The following is a 17,716-nucleotide window of genomic DNA, read 5'->3' as shown; positions in this document are numbered from 1 at the left end:
CGTTAATATAACCTTAATAGAAAAAATCACCAACCGGGATTTTGTACCAGGTTTGGATTTTTATTTATTTCTGCTTGTTGTATTGGCCACAGGTAATGCTTAGGAGCTACAAACACGCGCCTTTCTATCACTGTTCTTTTATAAAAGTTGTCATCATTGAGCGAGGCGCCGGCGCCTATATTCATACCGTGAATTTCTTTATTATCAATATTCCCGGCGATTTTCCATCGATGGGTATCAAAGTAACGATGTGCTTCAAAAGCCAGTTCTATGCGGCGTTCATGATGAATGCGTTCCCGCATATCTATCTGGGATAAGCCGGAAGGCAATGCCGGCAACCCTGAGCGGTCACGGATGGCGTTGATATATTTGTATACATCTGCCACTGGCCCATCTGCTTCATTCAGTGCTTCTGCATAATTGAGATATTCCTCGCCTACGCGGTAATAGATCCAGGTATTTAAAGAAAACCTGTTTTGGAAGATGTCGGAAGTAGGGTTGACCATTTTCTTCATCAGGTAACCGGAGATACAATAATCAGAACCTGCTCTCTTTCTGCCATCCAGCCCTTCATTCCAGAATTGTATGCCGCGATTTTTCCAGATGGCGCCGTTAAAATTGATGCTGGCATAAAAACGCGGTTCCCGTTTCACGTACATATTACGCACACCTGCCGGGTAATAATTATTAGGATGATTAGCCGCCGCATAGCCCGTTTCCAAATAGCCCGAGGCAGTATTGATCACCGGCGAGCCATCGGCGTTATACCCGGTAATGGGCCGTTGTCCATTGTCCATTTCATAGTCATCTATCAGCTCCTGTGTGGGGCAAAAAATGGAGTAGCCACCAAAACCGATTGGATTGCTGCAGCGCTCAAAGTGGGAGTGTTCACCGGCATTGCGGGCAAATAATACTTCTGCATTGTTGCGTTCAATAAATACTTCCTGGTAATTTCTTACCGGATCGTTGGAAGCCGAGCGATACAATTTATAGCCGTTGGCTTCTGCGCCATCGATACATGCTTTGGCGGCTGTAGCTGCCTGTCTCCATCTCTCTTTATCAAAAGCCGGAAAAAGAGCGATGCCTTCCTTGTCTTTCAACCCCATGTAATCGGGGTTACCATTCCATAAAGGGCTCGCCATATACAGCAGGGCCTGTGCTTTCAACGCCAGCGCAGCGGCTTTGGTTACCCGGCCGTATTTGTCGGGAGTCACTGTCCAGTCCAGCAGCCCCGCCGCCTTATCGCATTCTGCCACAATAAAACCGATGACTTTATCTATAGGCTGCCGGCGTATTTTCCTATAGTCTTCTGTGAGCGTATATGCATGATCACCGATCGGCATCGGCCCATAAATGCGGGCCAGCATAAAGTGAAAGAAGGCTCTTAAAAAAGTAGCTTCTCCGATCCACTTCTTCCGGTCTTCCTCCGGCATAGGCACCAGCGCTACATTCTCCAGGAAGATATTTGTTTTGCGGATGCCTTCATACATAAATCCCCAGATATCCGGATAGTAGTCATTGGCACTCCAGGCGCCGGAGTTTAACATATGGGAGTACGCTCCCAAAAAGGTGATTTCCATTTCATCACTGGCGCCGGTAAAGGGATTACGCTGGTCCCAGTCTGCTGCTCCCAGCATCACCGGAATATTATTATAGGCAGATGTCAAAAAGGATTCTGCAAACTTTCTTTCGGAAAAAACTTTTTTGATATCCAGGTCTTCGTCCGGTGCTTTTTTCAGATAATCTTTTGTGCAGGATGGCACTAACAGCACCAGCAATCCCAATAAAAGGATGCCGATCTGCTTCTTTATTGCTGGAAATATTTTTTTCATCTGTCAGGTTTGAAAATTGAGCATTGATTAAAACGTGAGTTGGGTACCGAAGTTTACGCTGCGTTGTAAAGGATATCCGCCTGTACCATATTCTGATTCAGGGTCTATCGCTTTTACCTTATCCCAGGTGATCAGGTTATAACCGTTTATAAATAGTCGTATGCCTTCCAGTCCGGGTCTGCTGCCATGTTTCAGGTGAATGTTGTAGGCTACTTCCGCACTTTTCAACCGCACGTAACTCGCATTTTGCAGGAACATGGTAGAGGTCCGGTTGTTATTCGGATTTTGCAAAGGCGACACCCGGGGATATTTGGCATTTGGATTTTCCGGTGTCCAGCGGTTATCATAGTATTCATGTAAAATATTAAATGTGCCCAGGCCCATCTGGAAAGCATACATAGAAGGTCCGTCTACAAAGAGACTGGCTTTAGCTGCGCCCGTGAAAAACACACTCAGTTCAAATCCTTTATATGCAAAGCTGGCGCCGGCGCCATATACAATTTGTGGCGTTCTTGCATAGCCGATAGGTACGCGGTCATAATCATCGATCACGTTATCGCCGTTCGTATCCTGGTATTTAATATCGCCTGGTTTTACCTGTTCCATAAAATTCTGTCTGGGGCTTTTATCGATATCTGTCTGGTCTTTAAAAAACCCTAATGCCACCAGTCCCAATGGTTGACCTATCGGTTGTCCTACGAATGACTGATATGCATATTTCGGGATAGGATCATCGTTTTGTGTACAGATGCTGCGGGCATAGGTAAACGTACCTCTGAGGCTATAAAAGAACCCTCTGTGCGTAGTTCGTTTCACTTCCAGCATCGCATCCAGACCGCTGTTTTTAGCCATTCCCAGGTTGGCATATGGCAGGATCCACGGATAGTAACCGGTTGCCCTGGGTATCACACCCCGTTGAATTAAAATGCCTTTCCTGTTTTCTTTAAACCCATCTACCTGCAGGGTCACTGTACCATCGAATAATTCAAGATCAATCCCCAGGTTAGACTTGGTAGCCACTTCCCAGGTCACATCATCATTACCTAATTGTGCTTCATCAAATCCCTGGTAAAAGCGTTGGTTGTCCCCGAAGAGGTAAGATTGCCCGTTGCGGTTAATGGTGGTGAGAAATAAAAAGCGGCGGGCAGCTGGATCTATGCTGATCTGGTCATTGCCCACCTGTCCGTAAGATCCCCTGATTTTGAGGTTGGAAATCGCTTTGATATGCCAGAAATTTTCATTGCTGATGACCCAGCCGGCGGATACAGATGGGAAGAAACCATATTGTTTCCCTTCCGGAAAATTTTCCGATCCGTTGTAACCTGCATTCACTTCCGCGAGATAGCGGTTTTTAAAGTTGTAAGTAAGTCGTCCGGCCAGCCCCTGCCGGCGATATGGAAGATTGTTAATGGTAGTGCCGGCAGTCAGGTCTATAAATTCGCGGCGGTTGCCGAGGATCATACCGGTTACGTTATGACTGCCGAAGCTGCGGTTATAGTTAATTGCCAGCTCCGTATAGATGGCACGGTTAGCCCTGTTGATGACCGTGTATCCCATGGGTTGCTCTTCTCTTATTGTTGCGTAAAGATCATTGCCATTATTATCTTTTCCTCTGTATTGCTGAATCGCATAAGGCTTTTTACGTTCTGTGGAAGCAAAGTAATAATGATCATAGGAGAACATGCCCCGCACAGAAAGTCCTTCTGTGACGAGTGAAGACAGGTCCCATTTACCACTGAAAGTACCTTGCAGAGTATTCATGTTCTGCCGCGTGTAACCAGCACGGGTAACGAGTCCCCAGGGGTTATTCTGCAGGTAGGAGGTGGAGGCGCCGGCAATAGATCCATCCGGATTTACTTTTGGATAGTTAATGGGAGAAGTAATTTTCAGTGCGTCAAAAATATCAGGCGCGCGGGTGCCCGGATAGTTTCCCTGCTGAATAACCCCGCCAACGCCCAGTTCCAGGCTGATTGTTTTGGATACATTGATGTCTACATTCGACCGGAAGTTATAACGCTTCATTTGTGCATTGGTCTTATAAGCGTTGGCAGGATCCTGTTTATAAATACCATTCAGAATCGTATAGCCTACGTTGGTATAATACTTTATAATTTCGCTGCCACCTGTTACGCTAAGGTTGTTGATGCTCTGAAAAGTATTTTTCTTCAGTACCGCATCCGACCAGTCTACATCGGGGTACAGATAAGGATCCGAATGGTCTTTAAATTTCTGCAGTTCTTCCGGTGTATATTTTACGGGAAGATGATCATTGTTGAGGGCTTCATTGATTAAGCCGGCATATTCGGCGCCGTTAATATAATTGGGCAGGCGCAGGGCATCGAGGCTGGCATTTTCCGTACGGAATACTACCTGTGGTTTTCCGATCTTCCCTCTTTTGGTGGTAATGAGGATGACGCCGTTGGCGCCGCGCACGCCGTATACCGCCGTGGCAGAAGCATCTTTGAGGATAGAGAAACTTTCAATTTCCTGGGTATTCAGATTGTTGATATCCCGTTCTACACCGTCTACCAGGATGAGTGGACTGCTGTTGGCCCAGGTGCCGAAGCCGCGGATAAAAATGGCGGCGCCATCATAGCCGGGTTCGCCGGAACTTTGCCTGGTAATAATTCCCGGCATACTCCCTGCCAGTGCGTTAGATAAAGAAGGGGTGGCAATCCGCTGCAGGTTATTCACCGGAACGCTGGAGATAGCGCCGGTCACGGATATTTTCTTTTGCTTGCCAAACCCTACTACCACTACATCTCCTAATGTACTGGATTGTTGTTTCATGGCTATATTCAGCTCCGTCAGTGCCTCCACGGGTATCTGCTGCGTTTCATAGCCAACATAAGTAAATACCAGCGTTACGTTCTTTTCTACTTTAATAGCATAGGTGCCGTCAGGATAGGTAGTCGTKCCTACCGGTGTACCTTTTACAATCACATTCACTTCTKCGAGCGGCTTACCRTTTGCGGCCGCCGTCACTTTTCCGGTAATCACTTTTTGTGCAGATAAGGTATAGATCGAAATGAAAAAAAAGAAAAGGAAGCCTGTACATCTTTTTTTTAAAGATCCTGGCATGGGAGGCCTTCCTTGAAGGGAAGCTTTCATAAACGTGTGGATTTTGGTGATTGGTTTAATCTGGTGTTACCCTTAATCGTTTAAGCAACTGGAATTAAAGACGATTTGATGATGAATGCCTGTCTGTGTATAAGCGTAAATTATTATCGGAGATGCTGCTGCAATGATGCGATGGATATTGCGCCCGGCCTGCTCTCACCGGGCACTCTTTATCATGCAGACAATGTTATTTTTTTACCGCCCACAATCGCATGTGTGGCGGGTATGGTGCCATACGCCACCTGCAGTGACGGGATCCCTTTTTTCCAGCTAACGGTACCGAATCCTTTTTCAGTAGCAATAAAGCTGCTGAAGTCTCCTACCCTGGAATCTATGTAGATGGCTTTGTCTACTGCATCGTATCGCACACCGGTGAGTCCCTGCAATAGTCCGTAGCTGGACATGGCCCTTGCATACCAGTGACCACATTCGTACTCATTAAAAGGATTACGTACGGTGCCATCATATCTCTGGCGACAGGCGCGTACAATCTCCAGCCCTTTCGCTACTTCGCCCTGGAACATCAGGTGAGAAGCTACCTGGTATTCGATGCCGGTCCATACTTCATTGCTGTATACAAAGGGGAGCGACAGCATACCGCCCTTAGGCCAGGAGCATAATAACAAGCCGCCTTCATTGCCCAATGCATAGGTAGAGCGTTGCGGATTCACGTGATTACTTAAATCTTTTTTCAGATTGTATTGGTGTACTGCCAGCAAATGACTTTTTGTTTTAGCCTTATCTACGGGTTCTTCCATGCCGCATACCCGGGCTATCCAGGAGCCCAGAATACCGTCCGACAAGCATCCCGTGCCATACTGATATTTAGGGCCTTCTTTTTTCAACAGCACCACTGCCTCGTCGGCATACTGCGTACTGAATGATTGTGCCTTCACCGGATCGGGGGCATTTAATCCTGTCCATTGTATTTTTTGTATGAAGTATTCGCCGTTATAAAGTTCTGTTTCCAGGAGTTGTTTTCCTTTGTGATAGAGCGCGGTATATTCCGTTACATCGTTACCCAGGAAAGTACCCATTAATGAAAACGCCTGTAAGGAGCCCAGGTAAAAGCTGGTACACATACCAGTCGCTCCCCAGAATTCAATATCGTAAGTATTATGATGTGGTTCTTCCACCAGTCCTTTGCGGCGTGGATCCCAGGTACGGATGCAATAATCCATGCTCACTTTTACGAGTGGATACATTTGCTTCAGCCATTCATTATCACCACTGATGCGCCATTCGCGGTATACTTTCATGATGCCACCCAGTTGTCCGTCTGCTGCCGAATGAAAATTATGTACCAACGGAGAGATGGGGATGTTAGCCCTGAAACCCTGATGCCCTTCTGCATTCTGATTTTCGTTGAACTCCGTATGACGTAAACTTCTTTCCAGCGCCGGAAATAAATGCGGCACTGCCTGTGCATAATTCCATACATGCGTGCACGTACCGTGACAGCTCCCCCAGGTATCGCCGGAGCCTTCCCAGCACCAGAAACGACCATCATACTGCCGCATCACTGTAGCTGATTTCAGAATGGTGAGATTGGTGGCTACTGCTTCCAGTACTTCGGGGGGCAACGTACTTTTATAAAAAGCATCGGTGAACAGTGCGGTCTTTTTATACAAGTCGGCATAGTTATCTTTCCAATAATCACTAACGGCGGCGATATCTTTAAACCTGCTACTGTACCAGGGTTTATAATATTTTCCGAATGCATTGGCGTGTCCACTTACGTCATCGCCTATACGTAGTTTTGAATCAGGTACATACCAGGCCATCATAAGACGGATTACTTTTTTCTCACCCGACTTTAAATGGAATGGCACAAACAGAGAGCCACCGGGTGCATCTTTTTCTACCGGAGGGGTATTGCGCGTGTTCCCATCTTTCAAAGTATTCCATACCATGGTCAATGGATCAAACCAGCCACCACGGAACCAGCAATGATCTACAATGGTATTGGGCTCTGTTGTAAAAATGGCGAAATGGCCTTGCTTTTCTGCTGCATTTTCCGGTGCGGCCTGTGTGAGTACAAATCCGTTGGGCATTGCTTTTATGGTGTGCAAGGTATCGGCCTGCCGCATAAAATTGCGCGCATTATAGGAGAAGATAAATTCTTCCGCTTTATTACCGGTATTCGTAAAATGATATTCTATTGCGCCAACGGGCATACTGGCATGGTCTTCATCACCTGGAATGAAAGGACTCCAACCTTTTATGGCTACCTGCACTGGCATAGCAGGATCCTGGAGTGCGATATCTGCAAACGGAAAGCGGGCTTTCATGACCGCATTTTTAAACCGTGGGAGTCCCCAGGTAGCGCCGCCGGTGCCACCCAGTCCGGCATCCCGCTGACCAAATTTTTTCCAGTCGGGCACAGGACCTTCCAGTACCCTGGCTCCGCCTCCTTTCATGCTGATGGCCGCAAACATGGCCGGCTCATAAAACATTTCGGGATTGTGGTGAATAGACATATGTGAGATAGCACCCGTGCCTTCCAGGCAAAACATGCCGGCGCCAATACCACCAATAGGAAACGCGATGCGGTTATTATATTTTCCCTGATAGGCGTCATTAAAATGACGGTCTTTTTCTATCGCCGGTGAAGGCTGCTCCTCTTCTTTTTTACCGGATGTATTTTTTGCCAGTGCAACTACCGGCAATGCAGAAACACCCAGGTATGCGACCGCAATATTTCTCAGAAAAAAACGTCGGTTGTTACTTTTTTTCATGTATCAGTTATTTTTAAAAATCAGCTGGCAGATGTGCTGGCCGGGCAATTGAATATACACATAGGTTCACCTGCAGAGCCGGCGTAGCATTACTTCTTCTCTTTTTTACAATAGTTTTCCATACCACACCATGCGGTGTCTGATGCGTTTTGTTTTTCCGTGGCGCTTATACGCTTAATCGTTTAAGCAAATGGGCAATAAAAAAAATACTTTATAGAATTGAAACTATAATATTTTATCTGCGCTTCCAAATTTATTTTTAGAAGCATAGATAAAATAGTGACCATTCTCGGATTAAGAAGTACTCACTAATCGTTGCTTTTCTACTACTGTTGTTTCAATACCTTCATCACTGATGGTAATAATCCTGTAGCCAAAAAAATGCTTATCAAATGCTATTACAGCCGAATTTCTCACGAATTGCAAGGAAACAGCCGGCGTTACATACTGTTGTATATTTCCCTGCGATTGCACATCATCGAGGTGAAGATGTCCGCAAAAAATATATACTTCCTGCGCATGCTGCCGCAAAACCTCTGCTATTTTTTCCCGGCCTTTTAAAGGATATGCCCGGTCTACCTCTGCATTCACCGGCAGTATGGGATGATGTATAAACAGAATCACTTTCTGATTGGTCTGCATCTCTTTTTTAAACCATTCCAATTGTACCGGGCTTATTTCTTCGGTCGAAGAGTCCAGGAAGATGTATTTATACCCTCCCTTTTCATCCGTATAGTAAAGCTCCGTTCTTCCATCTGGTAAAGGATCATAAAATGAAATGACTTCTTTAAAATGATCATGATTACCCAGCACGATGCGATAGTCACCCGGAAATTTATTTAAAAGATCAAAGAAGAAAGGATGTGAAGATTGATCTCCGATATCGCCGCCAAAAATCACTTCCGTGATCCCGGCCGCCTGTACCTCCTGCAAAATATTTTTCAGGTCTTCTCTTGCATCCACCTGTTTACCAGTAGTAAATGCTTCATCCATATGCGGATCAGTAATAAAAGCAATAACGTTTTTCATATGCCTGGGTTGGTACTAAATATACGGATTCCTGATTGGGAATTGTCTCCACCTTTTCTATAAAGGTATCGCCAGCTTTATAGCACCAGCGGGGTCATTTGCTGCATTTACCGGGGAAACAGACCCGTTCTATTTCCCCGGTATGTCATTTCTTATTGCTGTTTTAGTAAGCCTTATTTCTTCTTATTTAAACCAGCCTGAATAATCGTTTACAAATGCATCGGCGGTGCGTGCCGGCTTCCGGAGTATTTCCGCCACCGCGTTGCTCACATATGCTGCATCGCCGCGGCGTTGTACTTCCGTATACGCCATCAAAGTCTGCACGGCCCAGGGAGGCAACCCTTTCTTCTCCATCCATTGCTTGCCTTCCTCCAGGGTCAACGGAATATAGGTAACCGGCTCTCCTACCATCTGGCTGAGGATGGCAGCGAGTTGCCCATAATTGATAGCTTCCCCACCGGTCAATACATAGGTGGCCGCCACATGTTTATCCGGCGCTATCAGAATGCTAAAAGCTACTTCTGCGATATCCCTCACATCGATATACGCTCTTTTCCCATCACCAGTGGCCTCCTGGATATTGCGTTCGTGTTTCACCCGCTCTGAAAATTCGCCTAACCAGTTTTGCATAAAACCGGTAGGTTGCAGCACTGTCCAGGGAATGCCGGCCGTCCTCAACAATTCTTCTACGGCGCCGTGTGCCTGCCCGATCTGTGAGCTGGCCATATGCGTGGGCGAGCTTTTCGCTGCAGCAGCGGATGATAACTTCACGATATGTCCTACTCCTGTTTCGGCTGCCACCTGTATTACCTGGTGCTGCTCGTCTACAAAATTTGGCCCCATACCGGATGACAGGAATACGGAGCGGCTATTCGTCATCGTTTTGTGCAAACTCGCCTTATCTGCCATATCTGCTTCCACCCATTCCACAAAAGGCAGCGCTACGGCCTTGCTTTTATTACGCGTAACCGCTATGGTAGGGATAGCATTGGCTGATAAAAACCGGAGCAGTTCACTCCCTATCTTCCCGGTGGCACCAAATACAGTGATATACTGGTTCTTTTCCATTTTAATGATTTAATTTAGTAGACCCAAAGGTACTGGCCACAGCGGCCGCCGGTTAACGGGAAAGGAAGTCTCATCAACGCAAAAAGAAGTTTTATGATCAGCAGTTGCCAGGCAGGTAGTGCAGACAACACCCCGGTTCAGGAAAAAAAAGTCCGGATCAACGATGCCTCCGGTTTTCATATACAGCTGGAAGAGCTCTCCATGAAAGAGGTAGACCTCCGTTGGGGAAATTACAGCAACCCCACCCAAAAAGTATTGTCTTTTCTCCCGGCTAAAAAAGCTATTGTATCGCATTTCCGGATACAGGACGATGCCATCAACAACAGTACTGCCATACCCGAAAAACAATTTGTGGTATACCGGGAATCCCCTGAGCCTTATGAAATGATCGTATCGCCTACGCTGCATAAAAACCGCGCATTCTTTGAGCTCCTGATGTCGGAGCATTTCTATCAGCATTTTTTTACGGAAGAAAGTCCGTTCATGAATAGCTTCCAGCGCGATGAAGCCATCAATACGCCCTCTCCTGCTTTCACCGCGCAAATGATGCCCGCCATGCAGGCCATCATCAACGACATGCGGCAAACACCATACAACGGCCATTTACAGGCGGTATACCTGGAAGCCAAAGCCATCGAGCTTTTCCTGATGCAGGTGAAACAGCTGGATCATCAACATCTCCCCCAAAAAACAAAGTTGCCTGCGAAAGATATTGAAAGTTTGCACGCCATAAAACAGTATATGGAGCAACATTACGAACAGCCACTGTCCATTACAGCACTGGCCCGCAAAGCAGGAATTAACCAGATGAAGCTCAAAAATGGCTTTAAGGAATTATTCAATACCACCGTGTTTGGCTACCTCAGTGATATCCGTATGCAGGAAGCGAAACGATTACTACAGGACGAGAAATTGTATGTAGGTGAAGTAGCGGACAAAATCGGGTATAAACATCCGCATCATTTTACTGCAGCATTCAGGAAAAAATTCGGCATGATGCCGAAGGATATCCGGAAATAATCTATTAGGTCGGATTTTTCCTACCTTTGATTTATTTAATTTCAGGAAATGGAGAAAGTAGAAACCATCCTGGAATATTACCAGGCGACTAACCGCCAGGTGCCGTTCGAGCTGCTGTCTGCAAAGGATGAAGGCACCCAGCATTTCAATATTCTAAAACGCCGGAAGAGCCTGGTGCACCTCCCCTACCAACGGCAGGATTACTTCAAAATATGCGTCACTACCGGCAATGCTATCCTGCTAACAGACAAAGGTGAAATAAATATCGACAAGCCCGCCATCTTCTTCTCCAATCCTACACGGAAATTCGGCTGGAAAATAATCACAACTGACCAGGAAGGATATGTTTGCCTGTTTAACGAAAAAACTTTTTATTCTCTTGATAATATTACACAACGATTCCTTTCAACAATTTTCAACAAAAATGGATCATATCTTCTCAAAAGACATGATCCATCAGGAAATAATTTTCATTAATTATGCTAATACAACGGATTCTGCACCATCTTCGGATCTGTTTGCGTTTCTATATATGGAATCGGCCACAGATAATCCCTTCCTGCATTAAACGTCCGCACTTCTATCACGCGCATATCTGCCCTGTTAGGTACCTGGCTATAATCCGCAATACCATTGGCATCAATAGCTGGTGCGCTGGCTAAAAGACCTCTTGGTACTCGGCCATACAAAGGTCCTTTCATTACTTTCTCTGCAATTTTCCAGCGACGTATATCAAACAACCGGAAACCTTCATTCGCCAGTTCATACATCCGTTCTTTACGCACCGCGGAACGCAATGCTGCCTGAGTGGATCCTACCGCAATCTCCGGCATGTTTACACCGCCTCTTTGCCGCACATCGTTGATCGCTTTAAATGCCGATGCATCCAGTTCATTGGCTTCCATTTTTGCTTCGGTATAGGTGAGCAATACTTCTGCGTATCTTATCAAGGTAATGCTCATGGTAGACATGCGCATATTGTCTTTATCTTTCAGATCAATGTATTTACGCCAGCAATAACCGCTGAAGGAAGCATATGCATTGACAGCGTCCTGGTTCACAATGCGGGTAGCCGGGGTAGTATTATAGTTCCAACTCATCAAGCTATCCTTGTGCGTTTCAAACTGGTAATTAAAAAAGACAGATCCCGGCAAAGCAATCGTATACCCTAATCTTGGATCACGGTTTTCAAAAGGCTTCTTAGGATCATACAAAGGCGATTTATCAATCGTAAGCCCATCGGTACATTCATAGCTGTCTACCAACGATTGAGAAGGTACTTTGTTGGAAGCGCCGCCGGCATTCCTGCATAAAAGCGGATAAGGCCCGCCCCAGTTAAGTACGGGTAATTGGTATTGCAAAGCCAGGATAACTTCTCCGGAATTTTTATTGTCATAGGAAAACAAGCGGGGAAAATTATCTTCCAGCTTATATACATTCAAGTCTATTACAGCTTTGGCGGCATCTGCTGCCACTTTCCATTTTTCATTATACAACGCCACTCTTGCTTTGATAGCCAGCGCGGCGCCTTTGGTCGCACGTCCCGACTCTGCAGCAGGATAGGTTTTCGGCAACCAGGCGGCAGCGCTATCCAGCTCTTCAAAAATAAAATCCAGTACTACTTGTTTTTCACTGCGGGGCAACTGCGCTGTTTCTAAAGTAAGGGGATGCGTTACCAGTGGTACGCCACCAAATAAAGAAATCAATTGTTGATACATGTAGGCCCTGATGAACCGGGTTTCACCCATACTACGCTTGTACAACGCGGCATCTGTGAGCGGTCTTACTTTCTCTGCGTTGTCCAGTATATAATTACAGCGACCAATTACTTTATAAAAGTCGGTCCATAGCCCTTGTGTATAAGTGTTGTTGGCGTCATGATTGCCGGTACCTATTTTCTGCAGGTCGCTGGCATTACGTTCATAGCCAATATCGGTGGCAGCATCCAGCATCAGGCTAACGGTGGGGCCTTCCAGCTGTCCGGGATCATAATCATCCATCGGCTTGTTCATGGCCCTGTATAAGCCGTTTACCGCCAATAACAATTCATCCTGACTTTTAAAGAAAGATGCATCAGAAGGACCTCCGAGCGGACTTTTATCCAGGTAGTCTTTATTGCAGGCTTGTATGCCCAATAAAGAAATAGTGATGATGATATAACAAGTAAAATGCTTCTTCATGATGACGGTTTTAAAAATTTACATTAACACCAAAACTGTACACCTTCATGACAGGATAATTATCCGCCACGCCAACAGCCGTTTCTACGTCATAGCCCGGCCAGAATTTAGCAACCGTAAACAGGTTAGATCCGTTTACAAAAACACGTACACTATTCAGCTTCGCCGATTTTGTCAGATGAGATGGCAACGTATATCCTATCTGCAGATTCTTCAAACGCAGGTAAGCCGCGCTTTTCATCCAGAAACTGGAAATCTGCTGGTTGTTGGTACCACCGAATACCAGTCGTGGGAAAGCTGCATTTGTATGTTCGGGCGTCCAGTAGTCCTTGAATCTCTCCTGTGCTGTACCACCTACAGAGCTCACATAAAAAGGCATGATGCCCGCGCCGTAAATTAATCCATCTACCTTACCTACGCCTTGCAGAAAAGCACCGAAGTCAATTCCTTTCCAGGAAGCATTCAGGCTAACACCATAAGTATAGCGTGGAATAGTATTTCCCATCACCACCTTATCATTTTCATTGATGATGCCATCACCGTTCTGGTCTTTGTATTTAATATCTCCTGGCGCGATGGTGCCGAATTGTGTAGCGTGTTTGGCTACTTCATCTGCATTCTGAAAAAAGCCTTCTGCTTCCAATCCAAAAATAGCATTCACCGGATATCCTTCTCTGCTAACGGTTACAGCCGACTGATTGATGCCGTGCATGTCCACCACTTTGTTTTTCACATCAGAAACATTCACCCCGATGTTGTATTTAAAATCTTTGATGTTACCATCGTAGTTGATACCCAACTCCCAGCCTTTGTTACTTACTTTACCGGCATTCTGATAGGGAGCTTTGAGACCGGTGATGAGGGGTATATTCAGGAGCAATAGTATATCTTTTGTTTTGCTGCTATAATAATCGGCTGTTATAGAGAGATGTGAAAACAAGGTGACATCCAGACCTACGTCACTCATCTCAGTACTTTCCCAGGTGATATTTCTGTTTGCCAATGCGTCCATAGCAGCTGCATTTACAATTTGTCCGCCGATGGTATAAGAGCTAAGATTCACTACTGTAGCAGATGGATAATTACCTATGTTCTGATTACCCAGCTTACCCCAGGAGCCACGGAGTTTTAGTTCGTTAATCGCAGGTTTCAGTGCCGCCATAAAAGCTTCTTCTGAAATACGCCAGCCTGCGGAAGCGGAAGGAAAAACGCCCCATTTGCGACCTTCCGCGAAACGGGAAGATCCATCGTTACGGATGTTTAATTCCAGCAGGTATCTTTCTTTATAGTTGTAGTTGACCCTGCCAAAAAAAGAGCGTAAAGACCATTCTGCACCGGAACCACTATTCTTCATATTACCGGCACCGCCCGCATCCAGCACCGGGTAATCAGGCAGGATATAGTTATCACGGGAAGCATTCAGTATATCCTGCCGGTAGCTGTTTTGCTCAGCGCCACCCAATATTTTTACATCGTGCTTACCCCAGGTTTTGTGAAAGGTGAGCGTGCCCCGCATGTTATTATAAAATTCTCTTTGATTGGATACTTCCAGTAAACTTACCGTTGGATTTTTATTTGCCAGGCTCCCATCCGGATGATAGGTCTGTAATGCTTTCGTAAATTTGTTCGTATAGGTTTGCACGTATTTAGGGGCAATATTGAAAGATGCTGTTAACCATTCTACTGGCTGATAGTTAATGGTCGTGTTCATGCTACCCCAGGGAGCACTTAACTTTTTCAACCCTCCTTCTTTGGCAGAAGCAGCGGGATTGTTACCTACCCATCCTTCTCCGCGCGTGCCATTGGAGTTCACGGCCAGCTGGTTGGGAGAAATATTATTCATGTAAGCGAACAGCACATCTGCACCTGCCGATGGCTCTGTAGTCACAGGACTGATGTACTGCAGATCGAACTGCATGTTCAGCTTTTTAGAGAAAATGATATCTGTATTGGCACGGACCGTGAGGCGTTTAAATTCCGATTGCTCGATCAATCCTTTCTGATCAAAGTAGCCTACAGACAACAGCATTTTTACTTTGTCCGTTCCGCCGTTCACAGTTAAAAAATGACTTTGTTGAAAACCGGAACCGGTTAATACTGCTTTCTGCCAGTCGGTGTTGGGGAGTGAGTCGGAACTGCCGTTGCCCTGCTGCCGGTACTTTTGCAGTAATGCGTCTGAATACAAAGGGGTGCGACCAGAATTTTTATAGGCTTCGTTGGTCAGCAACATATAATCCAGTGCGTTGGTGAGTGCGGGGAGGTTGGTGGCCTGTTGCCAGCCCACATAATTGTTATAGTTGATAGAAAGCTTACTGCTTTTGCCACGTTTTGTTGTTACCAGGATAACGCCGTTGGCAGCCCTGGAACCATAGATAGAAGCAGATGCCGCATCTTTCAGTACAGTTACGGAGGCAATCACGTTAGGATCAATGTTATTGATAGATCCTTCTACCCCATCTACCAGTACAAGCGGATCAGGATTTTTCAGTGTACCCCATCCGCGGATGCGGATGGTACCACCATCTCCACCTGGTTTACCATTGCCTTGTGTGATGGTGACGCCGGGCATAGTGCCTTGTAAGCCGGCGGATGTTTGTCCTACGGGTCTGGCGGCGAGTGTTTCACCGGACACGGTGGCTACCGCTCCGGTGAGATCTACTTTTTTCTGCGTGCTATAACCTACCACCACTACTTCCACGAGTGATTTTGGTGTGGGCGATAACCGGATACGTAAATTGGTTTGATCTTTTACCGGCTCCTGTATGGTTTGATAACCGATACTGGAAATCGTGAGTACATCCTGATCACTGATGTTGTTGATGGTGAAATGTCCGTTTACATCGGTTTGTACGCCTTTTGAAGTCGACTTCACACCTACCGACACACCTGGCAACCCCATACCGGTACTGTCGGTGATGGTGCCGGTAATGGTTTTGTTGGATGCCTCTTTGCCGTTTCCTGGCGAAGTTGACTTTACGCCGGGTGTACTTCTTTTTATCACTACCGTTCCATATTTAATCAGGTAGGTTAGTGGCAAATCTTTCAGGCATATTTTCAATGCTTCGTCCAGGGTTTTATTTTTGATTTCCACACTGAGCGGTGGTGTATTTTCCAGCAACTTTTCATCACAGATGAACTGGTAACCGGTTTGTTTACTGAGTATATCAAAAACTTTATCCAGCGGCATTTTGTTGGCCGACAATTTTACCGTCTGCGTTTGTGCGCTGGCCGATAAGGCGCCTGCCATCAGTAGCCAGATGCTCAGCTTCCTGACCAGCCATGTTTTGAGTTTAGCCGGCACGCGGCTCCTCCTCCCGTGGGAGTGGGAAATGGTAAGCAGTTCCATACTATCTTTTGGTTGAGTTTAAAGTAAAGGATCGTTAAATATAAATGCGGGTGCTAAACGTGGAAAAACATTATTTCATCGTTGCCGGCATCACGGTAATTTTATTACCGTTGGTACTGAAATGCACCATACCGGTTTGTTCCAGCAATTCCAACAGCTGGGCAGCATTTTCTTTACGGGTCATACTACCATAAAGTTTAATGCCGGATAAATCTCCTTTGTATTCAATATCCACATCGTACCATCGGGCAATTTGCCGCATAATCATACTGATATCTGTTTTACGGAATCTGAATTCTCCTTCTTTCCAGGCCATTACGTCTTCTATATCGGGCTTGCTGATCATAAATGTGGTGCCGGCATCGTTGATGCTGGCTTGTTGCCCGGGTTGCATCAGTGAGGTAACATTGCCCTGCGATACACTCACCGCGCCTTCCACCAGGGTGGTTTTTACGCGGCCTTCATCGGGATAAGCCATTACGTTGAAATGGGTGCCCAATACATTTACCTGCATACCACGGGTGCGTACAATAAAAGGCTTGCCGGCATTTTTGGCCACTTCAAAATAAGCTTCACCGGTTAAGGTCACGGCTCTGTCGTTGCCGGTAAAGGCTACCGGGAATCTCAGGGAGGAAGCGGCATTCAGCCATACCTGGCTGCCATCCGGCAATACTACCTGGTACTGTCCCCCTCTTGGGGTGCTGATAGTATTATACTGCGGGGCAGCATTCGCATCTCCCTGGCTGGCGGTGTAAGCCAAACGACCGCTGTCCAGTTTAATGATGCGTGTGTTGCCCTGACTGCCCAGCGCTCCGTCGCGGGCGCTGTCTAAAACAATGGTGCTGCCATCTGCCAGGGTGAGCACGGCTTTGTTACCGCCCGGAATAATAGCGCGCGTTGTATTATCAGCCACTACTGCCACGCGGTTTGCAGACCGATACCACCAGGAAAATCCGGTTCCCAGAAGGATCAGCAACACCGCTGCTGCGGCCAGTTTATACAGGATATGGATGTTGGAAGATGTGGAAACAACAGAAGACGCATCGGCAGCAGCATATTCATTTATCATGGCTTCCCGCTGTCCTGCTTTCTTCATCACATCATGGAAAGCCTGTTGCAAATCCACGTCATGTTTTTCCGTATAACGATCTTCCGCCAGGATGGCGGCAATCATTTCGCCCAGTACCTGTTCGTTGTCATTCCCCTGCACCTGTACCTGCAGGCGTTGCAACTCCTCCGGAGTGATACGATCGCTCAGGTACTTTTCCAATAATACTTTTAATTCCTCATTTGACATAAAACCGGATGAAGTATCAGCACACTCTCATGAAGGGCTGCTATTATAAAGACGAAAAAAATAATGACCGGAATCCCTGACAGATA

General features: G+C 46.2%; 10 protein-coding genes. 2 read left to right on the top strand and 8 right to left on the bottom strand.

Features of this window, described 5'->3' with window-relative positions; genetic code table 11:
• Window positions 1-26: 26 nt before the first annotated feature.
• The 5 genes from AC1DCV_RS23985 to AC1DCV_RS23965 all read right to left on the bottom strand — a co-directional run bounded on the left by AC1DCV_RS23985 (window position 27) and on the right by AC1DCV_RS23965 (window position 9,787).
• The gene (locus AC1DCV_RS23985) at window positions 27-1,832 is read right to left on the bottom strand and encodes a RagB/SusD family nutrient uptake outer membrane protein (RefSeq protein ID WP_477025527.1); all 1,806 of its coding nucleotides are present in this window, start codon (window positions 1,830-1,832) and stop codon (window positions 27-29) included.
• Between the two features lie 27 nt (window positions 1,833-1,859).
• Window positions 1,860-4,943, bottom strand: coding sequence for a SusC/RagA family TonB-linked outer membrane protein (locus AC1DCV_RS23980; RefSeq protein WP_477025526.1), 3,084 nt, complete (start codon window positions 4,941-4,943; stop codon window positions 1,860-1,862).
• A gap of 182 nt (window positions 4,944-5,125) precedes the next feature.
• Entirely contained in the window at window positions 5,126-7,690 is a 2,565-nt protein-coding gene (locus AC1DCV_RS23975) for a GH116 family glycosyl hydrolase (protein WP_477025525.1), read from the bottom strand.
• A gap of 294 nt (window positions 7,691-7,984) precedes the next feature.
• Window positions 7,985-8,719, bottom strand: coding sequence for a metallophosphoesterase family protein (locus tag AC1DCV_RS23970; protein ID WP_477025524.1), 735 nt, complete (start codon window positions 8,717-8,719; stop codon window positions 7,985-7,987).
• 183 nt (window positions 8,720-8,902) lie between these two features.
• Window positions 8,903-9,787, bottom strand: a complete 885-nt coding sequence (locus AC1DCV_RS23965; protein WP_477025523.1) for an NmrA family NAD(P)-binding protein — start codon at window positions 9,785-9,787, stop codon at window positions 8,903-8,905.
• A 93-nt stretch (window positions 9,788-9,880) separates the two neighbouring features.
• Here AC1DCV_RS23965 and AC1DCV_RS23960 point away from each other — a divergent pair, with 93 nt between their 5' ends.
• The gene (locus tag AC1DCV_RS23960; RefSeq protein WP_477025522.1) at window positions 9,881-10,807 is read left to right on the top strand and encodes a helix-turn-helix transcriptional regulator; all 927 of its coding nucleotides are present in this window, start codon (window positions 9,881-9,883) and stop codon (window positions 10,805-10,807) included.
• 48 nt (window positions 10,808-10,855) lie between these two features.
• Window positions 10,856-11,284 (top strand): hypothetical protein, encoded by a 429-nt coding sequence (locus AC1DCV_RS23955; RefSeq protein ID WP_477025521.1) that lies wholly within the window; start codon window positions 10,856-10,858, stop codon window positions 11,282-11,284.
• 5 nt (window positions 11,285-11,289) lie between these two features.
• Here the strand turns inward: AC1DCV_RS23955 and AC1DCV_RS23950 are convergent, their stop codons facing one another.
• From AC1DCV_RS23950 to AC1DCV_RS23940, 3 genes are all read right to left on the bottom strand, one after another.
• On the bottom strand, window positions 11,290-12,987 hold the full coding sequence (locus tag AC1DCV_RS23950) for a RagB/SusD family nutrient uptake outer membrane protein (protein ID WP_477025520.1): 1,698 nt from the start codon (window positions 12,985-12,987) through the stop codon (window positions 11,290-11,292).
• A 10-nt stretch (window positions 12,988-12,997) separates the two neighbouring features.
• Window positions 12,998-16,333 carry a TonB-dependent receptor gene (locus tag AC1DCV_RS23945; protein WP_477025519.1) on the bottom strand — a complete coding sequence of 1,112 codons (3,336 nt, stop codon included), beginning with the start codon at window positions 16,331-16,333 and terminating at the stop codon, window positions 12,998-13,000.
• Window positions 16,334-16,403: 70 nt separating this feature from the next.
• Entirely contained in the window at window positions 16,404-17,630 is a 1,227-nt protein-coding gene (locus AC1DCV_RS23940; RefSeq protein WP_477025518.1) for a FecR family protein, read from the bottom strand.
• Window positions 17,631-17,716 lie beyond the last annotated feature (86 nt).

It is taken from the genome of Chitinophaga sp. 10T418 (assembly GCF_056394125.1).
This window is presented reverse-complemented; position numbering and strand designations above follow the sequence as displayed.

What these genes read in the sequence shown, in the direction of transcription:
- AC1DCV_RS23985 (WP_477025527.1), bottom strand. Translation starts at nt 1,832, where the DNA reads ATGAAAAAAATATTTCCAGCAATAAAGAAGCAGATCGGCATCCTTTTA.
- AC1DCV_RS23975 (WP_477025525.1), bottom strand. Translation starts at nt 7,690, where the DNA reads ATGAAAAAAAGTAACAACCGACGTTTTTTTCTGAGAAATATTGCGGTC.
- AC1DCV_RS23970 (WP_477025524.1), bottom strand. Translation starts at nt 8,719, where the DNA reads ATGAAAAACGTTATTGCTTTTATTACTGATCCGCATATGGATGAAGCA.
- AC1DCV_RS23965 (WP_477025523.1), bottom strand. Translation starts at nt 9,787, where the DNA reads ATGGAAAAGAACCAGTATATCACTGTATTTGGTGCCACCGGGAAGATA.
- AC1DCV_RS23960 (WP_477025522.1), top strand. Translation starts at nt 9,881, where the DNA reads ATGATCAGCAGTTGCCAGGCAGGTAGTGCAGACAACACCCCGGTTCAG.
- AC1DCV_RS23955 (WP_477025521.1), top strand. Translation starts at nt 10,856, where the DNA reads ATGGAGAAAGTAGAAACCATCCTGGAATATTACCAGGCGACTAACCGC.
- AC1DCV_RS23950 (WP_477025520.1), bottom strand. Translation starts at nt 12,987, where the DNA reads ATGAAGAAGCATTTTACTTGTTATATCATCATCACTATTTCTTTATTG.
- AC1DCV_RS23945 (WP_477025519.1), bottom strand. Translation starts at nt 16,333, where the DNA reads ATGGAACTGCTTACCATTTCCCACTCCCACGGGAGGAGGAGCCGCGTG.
- AC1DCV_RS23940 (WP_477025518.1), bottom strand. Translation starts at nt 17,630, where the DNA reads ATGTCAAATGAGGAATTAAAAGTATTATTGGAAAAGTACCTGAGCGAT.